Annotated in this window: 16 protein-coding genes; 7 read left to right on the top strand and 9 right to left on the bottom strand. The window is 74.2% G+C overall.

Going from position 1 to position 15,554, the window contains the following annotated elements:
• The gene (locus AB0I41_RS16430; protein WP_357107591.1) at positions 1 to 1,221 is read left to right on the top strand and encodes a S8 family peptidase; all 1,221 of its coding nucleotides are present in this window, start codon (positions 1 to 3) and stop codon (positions 1,219 to 1,221) included.
• Between the two features lie 281 nt (positions 1,222 to 1,502).
• On the opposite strand, the gene AB0I41_RS16425 is transcribed toward AB0I41_RS16430, so the two are convergent.
• From AB0I41_RS16425 to AB0I41_RS16415, 3 genes are all read right to left on the bottom strand, one after another.
• Entirely contained in the window at positions 1,503 to 2,579 is a 1,077-nt protein-coding gene (locus AB0I41_RS16425; protein WP_357107588.1) for an ABC transporter ATP-binding protein, read from the bottom strand.
• Entirely contained in the window at positions 2,576 to 4,108 is a 1,533-nt protein-coding gene (locus tag AB0I41_RS16420) for an iron ABC transporter permease (protein WP_357107691.1), read from the bottom strand. The genes AB0I41_RS16425 and AB0I41_RS16420 overlap by 4 nt, the downstream gene beginning before the upstream one ends.
• Positions 4,109 to 4,179: 71 nt before the next feature.
• Complete coding sequence (locus tag AB0I41_RS16415; protein ID WP_357107585.1) at positions 4,180 to 5,238, bottom strand: iron ABC transporter substrate-binding protein; 1,059 nt, start codon at positions 5,236 to 5,238, stop codon at positions 4,180 to 4,182.
• A 143-nt stretch (positions 5,239 to 5,381) separates the two neighbouring features.
• Between AB0I41_RS16415 and AB0I41_RS16410 the strand changes: the two genes are divergently transcribed.
• A complete protein-coding gene (locus tag AB0I41_RS16410; protein WP_357107582.1) occupies positions 5,382 to 5,957 on the top strand; it encodes an HhH-GPD-type base excision DNA repair protein in 576 nt (191 codons plus the stop codon).
• Between the two features lie 33 nt (positions 5,958 to 5,990).
• Here AB0I41_RS16410 and AB0I41_RS16405 read toward each other — a convergent pair whose 3' ends face one another.
• Both AB0I41_RS16405 and AB0I41_RS16400 read right to left on the bottom strand, forming a co-directional pair.
• Complete coding sequence (locus AB0I41_RS16405; protein ID WP_357107580.1) at positions 5,991 to 6,302, bottom strand: hypothetical protein; 312 nt, start codon at positions 6,300 to 6,302, stop codon at positions 5,991 to 5,993.
• A complete protein-coding gene (locus AB0I41_RS16400; RefSeq protein WP_357107577.1) occupies positions 6,292 to 6,603 on the bottom strand; it encodes a hypothetical protein in 312 nt (103 codons plus the stop codon). Before AB0I41_RS16400 ends, AB0I41_RS16405 begins: the two co-directional genes overlap by 11 nt.
• 106 nt (positions 6,604 to 6,709) lie before the next feature.
• On the opposite strand from AB0I41_RS16400, the gene AB0I41_RS16395 reads away from it, so the two are divergent.
• On the top strand, positions 6,710 to 7,066 hold the full coding sequence (locus tag AB0I41_RS16395) for a DUF3099 domain-containing protein (RefSeq protein WP_357107574.1): 357 nt from the start codon (positions 6,710 to 6,712) through the stop codon (positions 7,064 to 7,066).
• A 40-nt stretch (positions 7,067 to 7,106) separates the two neighbouring features.
• On the opposite strand, the gene AB0I41_RS16390 is transcribed toward AB0I41_RS16395, so the two are convergent.
• Both AB0I41_RS16390 and AB0I41_RS16385 read right to left on the bottom strand, forming a co-directional pair.
• The gene (locus tag AB0I41_RS16390) at positions 7,107 to 8,006 is read right to left on the bottom strand and encodes a PfkB family carbohydrate kinase (RefSeq protein ID WP_357107571.1); all 900 of its coding nucleotides are present in this window, start codon (positions 8,004 to 8,006) and stop codon (positions 7,107 to 7,109) included.
• Positions 8,003 to 8,938 carry a pseudouridine-5'-phosphate glycosidase gene (locus AB0I41_RS16385; protein ID WP_357107568.1) on the bottom strand — a complete coding sequence of 312 codons (936 nt, stop codon included), beginning with the start codon at positions 8,936 to 8,938 and terminating at the stop codon, positions 8,003 to 8,005. The genes AB0I41_RS16390 and AB0I41_RS16385 overlap by 4 nt, the downstream gene beginning before the upstream one ends.
• An 89-nt stretch (positions 8,939 to 9,027) precedes the next feature.
• Here AB0I41_RS16385 and AB0I41_RS16380 point away from each other — a divergent pair, with 89 nt between their 5' ends.
• From AB0I41_RS16380 to AB0I41_RS16370, 3 genes are all read left to right on the top strand, one after another.
• The gene (locus tag AB0I41_RS16380; protein ID WP_357107566.1) at positions 9,028 to 9,246 is read left to right on the top strand and encodes a DUF3039 domain-containing protein; all 219 of its coding nucleotides are present in this window, start codon (positions 9,028 to 9,030) and stop codon (positions 9,244 to 9,246) included.
• A 42-nt stretch (positions 9,247 to 9,288) separates the two neighbouring features.
• The gene (locus AB0I41_RS16375) at positions 9,289 to 9,939 is read left to right on the top strand and encodes a TRIC cation channel family protein (RefSeq protein WP_357107563.1); all 651 of its coding nucleotides are present in this window, start codon (positions 9,289 to 9,291) and stop codon (positions 9,937 to 9,939) included.
• A gap of 333 nt (positions 9,940 to 10,272) precedes the next feature.
• On the top strand, positions 10,273 to 12,006 hold the full coding sequence (locus AB0I41_RS16370) for a DEAD/DEAH box helicase (RefSeq protein WP_357107561.1): 1,734 nt from the start codon (positions 10,273 to 10,275) through the stop codon (positions 12,004 to 12,006).
• Between the two features lie 275 nt (positions 12,007 to 12,281).
• Here the strand turns inward: AB0I41_RS16370 and AB0I41_RS16365 are convergent, their stop codons facing one another.
• Both AB0I41_RS16365 and AB0I41_RS16360 read right to left on the bottom strand, forming a co-directional pair.
• Complete coding sequence (locus tag AB0I41_RS16365) at positions 12,282 to 12,515, bottom strand: hypothetical protein (protein ID WP_357107687.1); 234 nt, start codon at positions 12,513 to 12,515, stop codon at positions 12,282 to 12,284.
• Positions 12,516 to 12,762: 247 nt separating this feature from the next.
• Positions 12,763 to 14,355 carry an RNA polymerase sigma factor gene (locus AB0I41_RS16360; RefSeq protein WP_357107558.1) on the bottom strand — a complete coding sequence of 531 codons (1,593 nt, stop codon included), beginning with the start codon at positions 14,353 to 14,355 and terminating at the stop codon, positions 12,763 to 12,765.
• 287 nt (positions 14,356 to 14,642) lie between these two features.
• On the opposite strand from AB0I41_RS16360, the gene AB0I41_RS16355 reads away from it, so the two are divergent.
• Positions 14,643 to 15,461, top strand: coding sequence for an inositol monophosphatase family protein (locus AB0I41_RS16355; protein ID WP_357107556.1), 819 nt, complete (start codon positions 14,643 to 14,645; stop codon positions 15,459 to 15,461).
• The last annotated feature ends 93 nt before the right edge of the window (positions 15,462 to 15,554 follow it).

Raw genomic sequence — 15,554 nt, 5'->3', positions numbered from 1 at the left:
ATGTCAACTCTGCCCGTCCCCCGGCGCCGCGCGATCCGCGCCCTCGCCGTCGCTGCCGCCGCGGCGGCCCTGTCCGCCGCCGCCTCCACCCCCGCCCTCGCCGCCCCCACCGGGGAGATCCGCGGCGCGTCCGCCCCTGGCGCGATCAGCGGCAGCTACCTGGTCGTGCTGCGGACCGACGCGGTCGGCGCCGCGAACACCCTCGCCGCCCGCACCGCCGTGCCGGACCGCGCCGCCACCCTCACCAAGCGGTACGGCGGCAGCGTCGCCGACGTCTACAGCGCCGCCCTCACCGGCTTCAGCGCGAAGATGACGGCCGGCCAGGCCCGCCGACTCGCCGCCGACCCGGCCGTCGCGTACGTCGAGCAGGACCGGGTGGTCACCGTCCAGGGCACCCAGTCCAACCCGCCGTGGGGCCTGGACCGGATCGACCAGCGCAACCTGCCGCTGAGCGGTAGCTACACCTACCCGAACACCGCCTCCAACGTCCGGGCGTACATCATCGACACCGGGATCCGGACCACCCACACCGACTTCGGCGGCCGGGCCAGCTGGGGTACCAACACCGTCGACACCAACAACACCGACTGCAACGGCCACGGCACCCACGTCGCCGGTACGGTCGGCGGCAACGCCTACGGCGTGGCCAAGCAGGTACGCCTGGTCGCGGTGAAGGTGCTCAACTGCTCCGGCAGCGGCAGCACCACCGGCGTGGTGAGCGGCATCAACTGGGTGACCGCCAACGCGGTCAAGCCGGCGGTGGCCAACATGAGCCTCGGTGGCGGCGCCAGCACCACCCTCGACAACGCGGTGACCAACTCGATCAACTCGGGCGTCACGTACGCGGTGGCGGCCGGCAACTCCAACGCCAACGCCTGCAACTACTCCCCGGCCCGGGCCGCCGCCGCGATCACCGTCGGCGCCACCACCAGCACCGACGCCCGCGCGTCCTACTCCAACTACGGCTCCTGCGTGGACATCTTCGCGCCAGGGTCGAGCATCCTGTCCGCCTGGAACAGCAGCGACACCGCCACCAACACGATCAGCGGCACCTCGATGGCCTCACCGCACGTGGCCGGCGCGGCGGCGCTGGTGCTCTCGGCCAACCCGTCGTACACCCCGGCGCAGGTGGCCAGCTACCTGACCACCAACGCCACCACCGGCGTGGTGACCAGCCCGGGCACGGGCTCGCCGAACCGGCTGCTCTTCGTCGTCAACTGACGGCACCGTCCGGGCGCGGCCCGGTGGACACCACCCCTGTCCACCGGGCCGCGTCCCGTCGGCACGACAGGTCCGGTCAGGCGGATGAGCCCGGCGGTGACGTCCCGGACCAGGTCCTCCGGCGTGCGGTACTCGACGCGCGGCCTCTCCAGACTCGGCACGGCACACCTCGTCTCCGACGACGCCCCGAGACTAACGGGTTCGGGCCGGGACATGGGCCAGGCGCGGGGCCAGGCTTTCGGTCCGGTCGCCACGGTGGCGTCCACCGGTGACGAGCTTCGTCAGCAGACCGGCAGCGCCGGCTCGTCCACCGGGGCGGGGCTGGCCTCGGCCGGCCAGGCCCGGGCCGGGCCCTCGACGTGGACTGCCACCTCGGCGCCGACCGGCACGGCGTCGGACTTGTCCCAGACCCGGGCGGTGACCCGGGTGCCGTCGGCCAGCCGGAGGGCGACCAGCGCGTCGTGGCCGTGGAAGTCGTGCCGCAGCACCGTCGCGGTCACCGCCTCTTCACCTGACGCCGGGGCGAGCCGCAGCTGCTCGGGCCGGACCAGGACGGTCACCGGGCCGTCGGGTACGTCGCCGGTGACCGGCAGTGTGCCGAGGGACGAGCGCGCGGCACCGCCCGACGCGACCGCAGGCAGCAGCACCGCGTCGCCGACGAACCCGGCTACCCACTGGTCGGCCGGCTCCCGGTAGAGCGTGGTCGGCGCGGCGGACTGCACCACCCGCCCGGACCGCAGCACCACCACCCGGTCCGCCACCGACAGGGCCTCACCCTGGTCGTGGGTGACCAGCACGCCGGTCGCCCCGTCGGCCCGCAGCGCCTCCCGGACGTCGTGCCGCAGCCCGGCGCGCAGCCCGGCGTCGAGCGCGCTGAACGGCTCGTCCAGCAGCACCAGCGACGGTCGCGGGGCCAGCGCCCGGGCCACCGCCACGCGCTGCTGCTGGCCGCCGGAGAGCTGGTGCGGCATCCGGTCGCCGTACCCGGCGAGCCCGACCAGGGCCAGCACCTCGTCCACCCGGTCCCCCCGCCGGTCGGCGCGGTCCAACCCGTACGCGATGTTCGCCGCCACGGTGAGGTGCGGGAAGAGGGCGCCCTCCTGCGGCACCACGGCGATCCGGCGGCGGTGCGCCGGCAGGTGCCGACCCGGGCCGGCGACCTCGCGCCCGTCCACCCGGATCTGTCCGGCGTCGAGGCGTTCGAAGCCGGCCAGGCAGCGCAGCAGGGTGGTCTTGCCGCAGCCGGACGGGCCGAGGACGGCGGTCAGCGCGCCCGCCGGGACGGTCAGGTCCACCCCGTCCAGTGCGGTCACCGGGCCGTACCGCTTGACGACCCCGGTCAGCACGACCTCGCTCATCGGTCCTCCTTGTCGAGCAGGCCGCCCCGGGCGACCAGCCACCAGGTGGGCAGCGCCGAGATGACCACCAGCAGCGCCGCGTAGGGGGCGGCGGCCGCGTACGCCCCGACGGAGGTGGCCGTCCACAGCTCGGTGGCCAGGGTGTCGGTGCCGGTGGGGCGTAGCAGCAGGGTGGCCGGGAGTTCCTTCATGCCGGTGAGGAAGACCAGCGCCGCCCCCGCCCCGATCCCCGGCAGGGTCAGGGGCAGGGTGACCGTGCGCAGCACGGCCAGCGGCCCGCGGCCCAGCGAGCGGGCCACCTCCTCCAGGCCGGGCGGGGCCTGGGCGGCGGCGCCGGCCACCGCGCCGACGGCCAGCGGCAGGAAGAGCGTCGCGTAGGCGAGGGCCAGCAGCCACGGCGTCTGGTACAGCGGGTACGCCACGCTGATGCCGAAGAAGATCAGCGACAGCCCGATCACGACGCCGGGCAGGGCGTGGGCCAGGTAGGCGAGCCGGTCCAGCACGGTGGCCAGCGGGCCGGGGGCGCGCGCGGTGAGCAGCCCCAGCGGCAGGGCCAGCAGCATGGTCAGCGCGGCGCCGGCCAGCGACAGCCAGAGCGAGTTGCCGGCGGCGGCGGCCACCTCGCCGAGCGCGCCGGGGCGGGACACCCCGCTGACCAGCCGGCGGGCCAGGCTCACCGCCGGCACGCCGAGCGCCAGCGCGGCCACCGCCAGCAGCGCGGCCAGCGCCGGCCAGCGGGCCGGGCCGAGGCGCAGCCGGGCGGCGGGGCGGCGGGCGCCGCCGAGCCGGGCGTACCGGGCGCCGCGGCGGCGGGTGGCGGTCTCCCCGGCCAGCAGCAGCACGGTCAGCGCCACCAGCACGCTGGAGAGCACCAGCGCCCCGGTGCGGTCGAAGCCCAGGTCGAAGGCGACGAAGATGGCCCGGGTGAAGGTGTCGGCGCGCAGGATCGACACCGCGCCGAAGTCGGCCAGCACGTAGAGCGCGACGAGCAGCGCCCCGGCGGCGGTCGCCGGCCGGATCTGGCGCAGCGTGACGTCGGTGAAGGTGCGCCAGCCGCCCCGGCCCAGCGAGCGGGAGACCTCCTCCTGGGCCGGGTCCGCGCCGCGCAGCGCGGCCGCGACCGGCAGGAAGACGTACGGGTACGAGCAGAGGGTCAGCACCAGCGCGGCCGGCCAGAACCCCTCCAGCCGGTCGAACAGCGAGACCCAGGCGAACGCGGCGATGTAGGTGGGCACGGCCAGCGGCAGCGCGGCGAGCACGGCGAAGGCCCGTCGGCCGGGCAGGTCGGTCCGGGTCACCAGCCAGGCGGCGCCGACGCCGAGCAGCACGCAGGCGGTGGTGACCACGGCGGCCAGCCCGAGGCTGCGTACCGCGAGCAGTCCGACCCGCTCGGTCCACAGCTCCGCGACGACCCGGTCGGCTCCCGCCTCGGCGGTGCGTACCGCGAGATAGACCAGCGGGATCAGGGCCACGGCGACCGCGGTGGTCGAGGCCGCGAGCAGCGCCGGGCGCGGCGCCAGCCGGCGCAGCGACCCGGGTACGCCGGAGCGGGCCGGCCCGGAACGGGCCGGCCCTGCGCCTGCAGTGGTGGTCGGGGCGGTCAGGGTACGAGCCCCGAGTCCTTGATCAGGCTGATCGTGGCGTCCAGCGTGTCCAGGTCGTTGAGGTCGATGTCCGGGGTGTCCAGGTCGGCCAGCGGCGGCACGCCGGCCGGGGCGGCGACTCCGTTGACCACCGGGTACTCGAAGGTCTGCTCGGCGAAGTACCGCTGCGACTCCGGGTCGAGGAGGAAGTCCACGAAGGCCTTGGTGTCCGGGTCCTCGGCGGAGCGCTTGAGCACGCCCACGCCGGCGACGTTGACCAGCGCTCCGGTATCGCCGCCGGGGAAGAAGTGCAGCTTGGCCTTCAGCGCGTCCGGCGTGCTGCCCTTCTCCTTGGCCACCTCGCCGAGGTAGTAGTGATTGACCAGGCCGACCGGGACGGCGCCCCGGTCGACGTCCTCCACGATCTTGACGTTGCTGTCCCGGATCTGCGGCTCGTTGGCCTTGAGGCCGGCCAGGAAGTCCTTCGCCTTCTGGTCGCCGTGCTGGACCCGGATCGCGGTGACGAACGCCTGGAACGAGGCGTTGGTCGGGGCGATGCCGATCTTGCCCTTCCACTTCGGGTCGGTCAGCTCGAAGACCGACTTCGGCAGCTCGGCGGCGGGGACGGCGTCGGCGTTGTAGGCGAGCACCCGGGAGCGGGCGCTGACGCCGACCCACTGGCCGTTGCGGGCCCGGTAGGACTGCGGCACCTTCTCCAGGTCGGCGGCGGGCAGCGGGGCGAACATGTCCCGCTTGGCGACCGCGCCGAGGGCGCCGGCGTCCTGGGCGAAGAAGGCGTCGGCCGGGGACCTGCCGCCCTCCTCGACCAGCTGGGCGGCGAGCTGGGCGGTGGTGGCGTACCGGGTCTTCACGGTGATGCCGGTCTGCGCGGTGAACCGGTCCAGCAGCGGCTTGACCAGCTGCTCGTTGCGACCGCTGTAGACGGTGATGGTCTTGTCGCCGGGCTTGCCGGAGTCGGCGGCGTCCTTCTGGCCGGAACCGCAGGCGACCAGGCCGAACGAGAGCAGGCCGGCGGCGACGGTGGCCGCGCGGAACCTGCGGGCGGGGACGGGCACGGGGCACTCCTTCGGCTCCGGCCGGCGGGCTCTCCGCCGACGGGAGAGAAGTTAGCAGAGCCTAACCTCAGTCTTCCTGTGGGCCCGGCGCCCGCCCGGGGAGTCGCCGCCGCACCCGCCGCGCGGACCGGCAGGATGGGCACATGACGCTCTCGCTGCCCATCGACCCCGAGGCCAACCGGCTGCTGGAGCGCAGCCCGCTGGCCCTGCTCACCGGCATGGTGCTCGACCAGCAGATCCCCCTCGAGAAGGCGTTCACCTCGCCGTACGTGCTGGCCCAGCGGCTCGGGCACGAGCCGGACGCCCGGGAGTTGGCCGGGTACGACCCCGAGGCGCTGGTCGAGGTCTTCGCCCGGCCACCCGCGCTGCACCGCTTCCCGAAGGCGATGGCGGCCCGGGTGCAGCAGGTGTGCCAGGTGCTGGTCGACCGGTACGACGGCGACGCCGCCCGGCTCTGGTCGGACGCCCCCGACGGGCGGGAGCTGCTGCGCCGGATCGGTGAGCTGCCCGGCTTCGGCAAGCAGAAGGCGCAGATCTTCGTCGCCCTGCTCGGCAAGCGGTACGACGTGCGCCCGGAGGGCTGGCGGGAGGCCGCCGGCGGGTACGGCGAGCCGGACGCGTACCGGTCGGTGGCCGACATCACCGATCCGGAGTCGCTGCGCCGGGTGCGCGAGTTCAAGCAGGCGGCGAAGGCGGCGGCCAGGGCGGCGAAGGGCTGACCCGACCGGCCCGCGCGCCGACTCGTTGCCGGCTCAGGCGGCGGTGGGGCGGGAGAGCGAGGCCAGCGCCCGGCGCACGTCGGCGAGGGAGACGGTGGCGGAGTCGTCCAGGTCGGCCAGCCCGGCCTCGATCCACTGCCGCATCAGCGTGGTGACGCCGATGCCCCGGGCCTCGGCGGCCGTCCGGACCCGCTCGTACGTCTCCAGCGGCAGGCGTACCGAGCGGCTGACCATGGGCACGTCGCTGTCGGGGGTGGGCAGCTCCACCGGCTGACTCTCGTCGATCAGCTCGGCGAACGCGTCGTCGCCGCCGTGGAACCGCTTGGTCGCCTCGTCACGGTTCATCGTGACCGCCTCCTCGTCGGCGATCCCTCCGCACGGCCTCGTCGTAGCGCTTGGCCTCGACGTCGCTCAGTTCGCGGGCGGAGAGGATGTCCCAGTCGTTGTCGGTGCCGTCGGCCTCGGCCAGCAGCACGGCCAGCCGCCTGCCGCGGCGACCCGCCGCGTAGACGACCATCACGTCGTCGCCCAGGTGCCGGATCACCCGGCGGGTGCTGTGCAGGGCCTCCCAGACTTCCCCGGGCGTGACGTCGTAGACCCGCAGGTTGGCCAACGCCTCGTCGGTGAAGCTGAACCGGCTGCCCACGGGCGGAGCGTACCACGAACGTAACACGTGATCGGATGGTTCGATTTTCGCTGATCACGGCCGGGGAGTGACAGGATGGGTCGTAATCCCCTCGAGGAGGTCCGTGGTGAAGCGTCAGGCGTACCAGCCGATCCTGATCACCGACGCCTCGCGCAGCCAGGACGACCAGCTCACCAGCCGGCAGAAGCGCTACGTGCTGATGATGGGCATCCGGGTGGCCTGCGTGATCGTCGGCGCGATCCTGGTCGGCGTGAAGGCCCCTCTGCTCTGGCTCTGGCTGCCGCTGTGCGCCGTCGGGATGGTGCTCATCCCGTGGCTGGCCGTGCTGCTGGCCAACGACCGCCCGCCGAAGGAGCAGCACCGGCTGGCGGGGAAGTTCCAGCCTAGGATGCGCGACGAGACCCCGCCGATGAGCCTGACCGCCGAGGAACGGCCGCACAAGATCATCGACGTCGAACCCTGACCCGGTGTGGCCGGGAGCCGCCCGGCCCCCGGACCACAGGTCAGCCCGCCGGCCGGGCGCCCACCGTCGAGACGGCCAGCGCGCCGAGGTCGCCGGCCCGGCCCAGCGCCGCCCGGGGCTCCGCGCCGCCGAGCCAGGCGGTCAGCAGGCCCGCCGCGAAGGCGTCGCCCGCGCCGGTGACGTCGACCACCGCGACCCGCCGGGCGGGTGCCACGCTCACCGTCGCGCTCCGGTCGACCCAGACCGCGCCGGCCTCGCCCCGCTTCACCACCACCCGCCGGGCCGACACCGACAGCGCCCGCGCCTGCGCCCCCGGGTCCAGTCCGCCGGCCAGCACGCCCGCCTCGTCCGCGTTGACCAGCAGCAGGTCGACGTCGCGTACCCAGGACAGGAAGGCCGCCGCGCCGACCCGCCGCAACGGCGCCGCGGAGGCCGCGTCGACGCTGGTGGTGAGCCCCCGCTCGCGGGCGGCGGCCAGCGCCGCCAGGCCGGCCGGCCGCGACGCGGCGTCCAGCAGGGGGTACCCGGACAGGTGCAGGTGCCCGGCGTCGGGTGCCGCGGCCAGCGCCCGCTCGACGTGCCCGACGGTCAGCCGCAGGTTGGCGCCCCGCTCGGTGACCATGGTGCGCTCCTCGCCGGTGGCCAGCACGATCACCGTGCCGGTGGCGCAGCCGGGCTGCACCTCGACCGCGCACTCCACGCCGACCCGCTCCAGCTCGGCCACCCGGTCCCGCCCGGCGCTGTCGTCGCCGACCGCGCCCACCAGCGTCACGGGCACGCCCTGCGCGGCGATCCACGCCGCGGTGTTGGCGGCCTGGCCACCGCCGCTGACCTGGATGGTCGCCGGGGTGTCCGAGCCGGTGGCCAGCGGCCCGGCCAGCACCGCCACCACGTCGGTGATCAGGTCACCGACCACGACCACCCGGGACGGGCGGGTCATGCCGGGGAACTGGTACGGCGGGTGGCCGCGGCGACGGCGATCCGGGCGGCCAGGTCGGCGTTGCGCAGGATGATCCGCACGTTCACCGACAGGCTGGCGCCCTCGGTGGCCGAGTGGAAGTGGGCCAGCAGGAACGGGGTCACCGCCTTGCCGGTCACCCCCTCACGGCCGAGCCGGGCGAGGCCCTCGGCGAGGGTCCGGTCGTGCAGCGCCGGGTCGAGCTGCTCGGCCGCCGGAAGCGGGTTGGCCACGATCAGCCCGCCGCGGTGCACGCCCTGCTGCTCCCGGGCGGCCAGCACGTCCGCCACCTGCTCCGGGGAGTCCACCGACCAGTCCAGGTCGAAGCCGGCGTCGGTGAGGTAGAAGCCGGGGAAGCGCCGGGTGCGGTAGCCGACGACCCCGACGCCGAGGGTCTCCAGCCGCTCCAGCGTCGCGCCCACGTCGAGGATCGACTTGACCCCGGCGCAGACCACCGCGATCGGCGTCCGGGCCAGGGTGACCAGGTCGGCGGACTCGTCGAAGGTCTGCGCCGCCTCCCGGTGCACCCCGCCCAGCCCGCCGGTGGCGAAGACCCCGATCCCGGCCGCCGCGGCGACCGCGCTGGTGGCGGCCACCGTGGTGGCGCCGTCCGCGCCGGTGGCGGCGGCCACCGCGAGATCGCGTACGGAGAGTTTGCTCACCCCGTCGACGGTGGCGAGCCGGGTCAGTTGCGCGTCGTCGAGCCCCGCCACGAGTTCGCCGCCGACCATGCCGACGGTGGCCGGGACCGCCCCGGCCTCCCGTACGGCCCGCTCGATCTGGCGGGCCACCCGCAGGTTGTCCGGTCGGGGCAGACCGTGCGAGACGATGGTGCTCTCCAGGGCGACGACGGGTCGGCCGTCGCGCAGGGCGTCGGCGACCTCGGCGCCGAGACGGATGTGAAAGTTGGTCACCTCCGTTACCGTACGGGCCGCCCTCGGGGTGGGCTGCGGTGGACCGGCCCGCACCGACCTGCCAAACTGGAAAGTTGGAGGTGTCATCAGTGAGCACACAGGTTCTCGAACGCCCGGAACTGAAGGACGCGGACACCGGTCCCGAGATGTTCCACTACGTCCGCAAGGAAAAGATCGCCGAGAGTGCCGTCATGGGCACCTTCGTCGTGGCGCTCTGCGGTGAGACGTTTCCGGTGACCAAGGCGGCCAAGCCCGGCTCGCCGGTCTGCCCGAAGTGCAAGGAGATCTACGACTCGTACGGCGAGTGATCCCGGGCGGCCGGCCCGACCGCCCACGTACCCTTCCGCGGTGTGACCACCTCCCCCGCCCTGCTCGTCGCCGATCTGACCGGGGTGGCCGTCTTCGCCGCCTCCGGGGCGTCCGCGGCGGTGGCCAAACGGCTCGACCTCTTCGGCGTCGTCTTCGTCGGGTTCGTGGCGGCCCTCGGTGGCGGGATCTTCCGGGACCTGGTCATCGACGAGGTGCCGCCGCTGGCCTTCGCCGACTGGCGGTACGCCACCACCGCCGCGGTCACCGCCGCCGCCGTCTTCTGGCTGCACCCGCAGCTCGCCCGGCTGCGCACCACCGTGCTGGTGCTGGACGCGGCGGGCCTGGCGCTGTTCACCGTCACCGGCACGCTCAAGGCGCTCGACGCTCAGGTGCCGCCGGTCGGCGCCTGCCTCATCGGCATGCTCACCGCGATCGGCGGCGGGCTGGGCCGGGACCTGCTCACCGCCGAGATCCCGGTGGTGCTGCGCCGGGAGATCTACGCGCTGGCCGCGCTGGCCGGCGCGGTCGCGGTGGCCCTGCTCGACGCGGCCGGACGCGCCGGCACGGTGCCGCTGACCGCGGCGGCGGTGCTGGTCTTCGCCCTGCGGCTGCTGGCGCTGCGGCGGCGCTGGTCGGCCCCGGTGGCCACGCTGCGCCCCCCGAAGACCGGGGTCCGCGGCCCCCGGGCCTGACCGCCCGCCACGCCCTCGCCGCCCGCTTTGCGGGTGTTGCGGTGTCATCTCGGCCGGATACCGCGACGCGCCGCAAAGCGCCTGCCGCACCTGGCCGCACGCCGTGCGGTGGGTCGCGGTGTGACACCGCGACCCACCGCAGAGCGGGGTCGAGCGGGGGCGGGCGGGGGTGGCGGATGTGACCAGCGTGGCGTCGAGTGGGGCGAGCGGCTCCCGCTGGTTATGCTGAGTCGGCCTTCGCGGCATCTTCTGCGCGGAGGCGTTTTCATGGGCGGCGGTACCCGTGGCCCTCGGCCGGGGTCCGCCGTCGTGCGGTCGGAGAGGAGTCTTCGCGTGGCAGCCCGGTTGCCGGCGCTCGAGACGTTCCCGCCCTTGCGTGCCTGGCAACGCAAGGCGATGGTGGAGTACCTGCGCCGCCGCACCGAGGACTTCACCGCGGTCGCCACCCCCGGCGCCGGCAAGACCACCTTCGCCCTGCGGATCGCCGCCGAGCTGCTCGTGGACGGCACCGTCGAGGCGGTCACCGTGGTCGCCCCGACCGAGCACCTGAAGACGCAGTGGGCGACCGCTGCGGCCCGGGTCGGCATCCAGCTCGACGCCGCGTTCCGCAACGCCGACCTGCACTCCTCCGCCGACTTCCACGGCGCGGTCGTCACCTACGCCCAGGTCGGGATGGCCCCGCAGGTGCACCGGCGGCGTACCATGATCCGGCGCACGCTGGTCATCCTCGACGAGATCCACCACGCCGGCGACTCCCGGTCCTGGGGCGACGGCGTCAAGGCGGCCTTCGAGCCCGCGGTACGCCGGCTGATGCTCACCGGTACGCCGTTCCGCTCCGACGACAACCCCATCCCGTTCGTCAGCTACGAGCGCGGCGGCGACGGGCTGCTGCGCTCCCGCGCCGACTCGGTCTACGGCTACTCCGACGCGCTGCGCGACGGCGTGGTCCGGCCGGTGCTCTTCCTGGCGTACTCGGGGGAGACCCGGTGGCGCACCAACGCCGGTGACGAGCTGGCGGCGCGGCTGGGCGAGCCGATGACGCAGGACCTGGTCGCGCAGGCCTGGCGTACCGCCCTGGACCCGGCCGGGGACTGGATGCCGCAGGTGCTCCGGGCCGCGGACGCCCGGCTGACCGTGCTGCGCAACGCCGGCATGCCGGACGCCGGCGGGCTCATCATCGCCAGCGACCAGCAGAACGCCCGCTCGTACGCGAAGCTGATCGAGCGGCTGACCGGCGAGAAGGCCGTCGTGGTGCTCTCCGACGACCTGGGGGCCTCCGCGCGGATCGCGACGTTCGGGGCGTCCGAGCAGCGCTGGCTGGTCGCGGTGCGGATGGTGTCCGAGGGCGTCGACATCCCCCGCCTGGCGGTCGGCGTCTACGCCACCAGCGCCAGCACCCCGCTCTACTTCGCCCAGGCCATCGGGCGTTTCGTGCGGGCCCGCCGGCAGGGCGAGACCGCCTCGGTCTTCCTGCCCAGCGTGCCGCACCTGCTCGGGCTGGCCAGCGAGATGGAGGCCGAACGGGACCACGTGCTCGGCAAGCCCAAGGACCGCGAGGGCTTCGACGACGACCTGCTGGAGCGCGCCCAGCGCGACGACCAGGCCAGCGGGGAGCTGGAGAAGCGTTTCACCGCGCTCTCGGCGACCGCCGAGCTGGACCAGGTCATCTTCGACGGCGCGTCCTTCGGCACCGCCGCCCAGGCCGGCACCCCCGAGGAGGAGGAGTACCTCGGCCTGCCCGGCCTGCTCACCGCCGACCAGGTCTCCATGCTGCTCACCAAGCGACAGGCCGACCAGCTCGCCGCGCAGCGCCGGCGAACGGCCGCGCGGGCCGCTGAGCCGGCCGCTGAGGCCCCGGCGGTGCCGGCGGCACCGATGAGTGCCGCCCAGCGTCGGGTGGCGCTGCGCCGCCAGCTGAACGCCCTGGTGGCCGCCCGGCACCATCGCACCGGCCAGCCGCACGGCAAGATCCACGCCGAGCTGCGCCGGCTCTGCGGCGGCCCGCCCAGCGCGCAGGCGACGATCGAGCAGCTCGAAGAGCGCATCGCCACCGCCCAGACCCTCTGACCCACCCCACCCACCCACCCACCCCACCCACCCCACCCCCACCGCCCCTGGCGTGCCGCCGAGATCCCTGCACTTTCACGGAAAGCGTGGCTATTCGGCGTGTCGAGGCCACTCCTTCCGTGAAAGTGCGCGGATCTTGGGCGCGGGGTTCGGGGTTCGGGGTTCGGGGTTCGGGGCGCGGGGCGCGGGGCGCGGCGGGGGAGGGAGCGCACAGAAGCCGGCCGGGAGCCCTTGGGGCTCCCGGCCGGCTATGTCGTCGTTATGTGGTTGCGGACTCAGTTCGCCATCAGATCGGCGCCACGCCAGCTGAACTCCGGGTCCGTCGCGTACCGCACGGTGATCTTCACGAGATCCTCCGCGTACTTGTTCGCGTGGTGCCCACAGAACACCAGCTCGCTCCCACCCGCCAGAGTGATCCGGAGCTTGCCGGCAGCATTGCAGCGGTCGCACCGTTCATCGGCGGCTGGGGGAGCCACCGTCTCGGGCGGCGGCGTGAGGGTCGCGGTCATCGCCTTCCTCCTCTGGTCGTCACCGATGAACACTCTCTTCGGTCGTTGCTCACCCATCGTGCAACACCCTCGTCGGGCCCTGCCTTCCCCGTGTGCCCGCGGGCGACCGAGGTCACACATGACAGGGAGACAGTGTGCCGTGAGCCAAGGGTGCCACGTCAACGATCACAAACAGGCAACCGACGGATCACCTTTGAGTGTTCTACGGCTGGTGGTCAAACCGACACGGCTGGTTGACGTGAAGGGGTCAGTCCAGGTAGTCGCGGAGCACCTGGGAACGGGACGGGTGCCGCAGTTTGGACATGGTCTTGGACTCGATCTGCCGGATCCGCTCCCGGGTCACGCCGTACACCTGGCCGATCTCGTCCAGGGTGCGCGGCTGACCGTCGGTCAGGCCGAAGCGCAGGCGTACCACGCCCGCCTCACGCTCGGAGAGCGTCTGCAGCACCTGCTGGAGCTGGTCCTGCAGCAGCGAGAAGGAGACGGCGTCGACCGCGACGACGGCCTCCGAGTCCTCGATGAAGTCACCGAGCTGGCTGTCACCCTCGTCACCGATGGTCTGGTCCAGCGAGATGGGCTCCCGGGCGTACTGCTGGATCTCCAGCACCTTCTCGGGTGTGATGTCCATCTCCTTGGCCAGTTCCTCCGGGGTGGGCTCGCGGCCCAGGTCCTGGAGCAGCTCGCGCTGGATCCGGCCGAGCTTGTTGATCACCTCGACCATGTGCACGGGGATGCGGATGGTGCGGGCCTGGTCGGCCATGGCCCGGGTGATCGCCTGCCGGATCCACCAGGTGGCGTAGGTGGAGAACTTGTAGCCCTTGGTGTAGTCGAACTTCTCGACTGCGCGGATCAGACCGAGGTTGCCCTCCTGGATCAGGTCCAGGAAGGCCATGCCGCGGCCGGTGTAGCGCTTGGCCAGCGAGACGACCAGCCGGAGGTTGGCCTCCAGGAGGTGGTTCTTGGCGCGCTCGCCGTCGCGGGAGATCCAGCCCAGGTCCCGCTGCATGTCGCGGGTGAGCTTCTCCTCGCCCTCGTCGGCCGCGCGCAGCCGCTCGGCGGCGTAGAGCCCGGCCTCGATCCGCTTGGCGAGCTCCACCTCCTGCTCCGCGTTGAGCAGCGGGACCTTGCCGATCTGCTTGAGGTACGCCCGGACGGAGTCGGCCGAGGCGGTCAGCTCGGCGTCGCGGCGCGCCTGCTTGAGCGCCTCGGACTCCTCGTCGTCCCACTCGAAGTCGTTGTCCGTCGCGGAGCTTGCCGCGTCCGCCTCGGCGGCCCGGGTCAGCTCGGCCGGCTCCTCGACCACCACGTCCTCGACCTCGGCCGCGAGTTCCTCGGGGTCGATCTCGCCCTCGCCCTTGGCCTTGCCGGCGGCGGCCTTGCCGGCCGCGGCCACCGTCGCCTTGGTGGCGCGGGTGGACTTCGTCGCCTTGGTGGCCGGCGCGGCGGCCTTGGCGGCCACCTCCGCGGTGGTGGCGGCCTTGCGCGGCGCCGCCTTGCGCGGGGCGGGCGCCGGAGCCTCCTCGGCGGCGGGTGCCTGCTTGGGAGCGGGCGCGGCGGCCTTCTTGGTGGTCTTGGCGGTGGTGGCCCGGGAGGCCGGGGTGGCGGACCGGGCGGCGGCGACCCGGCGACGGGTGCTGGCCGAGCCGTCCACGACCACGGTCACTCCCGCCTCGGAGAGCGCGCGCAGGATCTTCTTGGCCTGGGCCGGGGTCACCTCAGCGGACTCGACGGTGCGCGCGAGCTGGGCCGACGTCAACTGGCCGCCGGCGCTCTGCGCGTGGGCGATCAGGGTGTCGGTGAGCGAGCGAACGTCGGCGCCGGTCTGGCGGGGTTCTGTCACGAATGACCTTCCGGAGGCGAAGAGCGAGCACGGCCGGGTCGTCCGGCGCAGCGTGGCGCACCGTGCCGGGCGATGTCGTTGAGAGGCCCCCGTGCCGCGGGCCGGCCGTCCGGCGGCGGTCCGTGGCGCGTGGGCAGGGTGAATTGTAACGCCGTCTGCGGCGATCATCCTGCGGCGCACGGCGCACCGGTGGCGGGGACCGCCGATTCGGCGCAGATGTGGACTTTGTAAGGATGATACCCGCGCGCGCGGCGGACGTCGGAGATCGTGCGGGAAGGGGACGAACCATGACTCGTTCGGCGCCGGCACCGGCCGAACTGCTCACGATCGCGATCGAGGTCGCCCGGCAGGCCGCGGCCACCGCGCACCGGATGCGCGCCGAGGGCGTCTCGGTCGCCGCCACCAAGAGCACCGTCACCGACGTGGTCACCGCCGCGGACCGCGCCGTCGAGCGGCAGGTCCTCGACGCGCTGCACCGGGTACGCCCCGACGACGCGGTCCTCGGCGAGGAGTACGGCGCCGGGAAGGGCGTCGGGGCGGCCAGCGGGGTGCGCTGGATCGTCGACCCGATCGACGGCACGGTGAACTACCTGTACGGGCTGCCGTACTGCGCGGTGTCGCTGGCGGCCGAGGTCGACGGCGAGGTGGTCGCCGGGGTGGTGCGCAACGTGGTCACCGGCGAGGAGTGGACCGCCACCGCGGGCGGCGGCGCCTGGCGTGACGGCCGGCGGCTGCGCTGCTCCACCGAGGGCGACCTGGGGCAGGCGCTGGTCGCCACCGGCTTCGGCTACGACCCGGCGCGCCGCTCGCACCAGGCCCGGGTGGTCGCCGAACTGATCCCGCACGTCCGCGACATCCGCCGGCTCGGCGCCGCCGCGCTGGACCTCTGCCTGGCCGCCGAGGGGCGGGTGGACGCGTACTACGAGAAGGGGCTGGCCGCCTGGGACCAGGCCGCCGGCGGCCTGGTGGCCGCCGAGGCGGGACTGCGGGTCGCCGGGCTGCGCGGCCGGCCGGCCGGCCCGGACCTGGTGATCGCCGCGCCGCCGGCGCTCTTCGCGCCGCTGCACGACCGGCTCGCCGACCTGGACGCCTCCGGCGGGCCCTGACCGACCCCGGACGGCGAGACCGCGGTGTCCCCCCGCCGGGCACCCCCCCAACCGGACGTCCAGCCCAAACGCCCCCCCCCCCCCCCCCCCCGC

The sequence above is a fragment of the Micromonospora sp. NPDC050200 genome, from assembly GCF_040656135.1.
Classification (GTDB): Bacteria; Actinomycetota; Actinomycetes; order Mycobacteriales; family Micromonosporaceae; genus Micromonospora.
The sequence above is the reverse complement of the archived record's forward strand: the minus strand, read 5'-3'. Positions and strand labels throughout refer to the sequence as shown.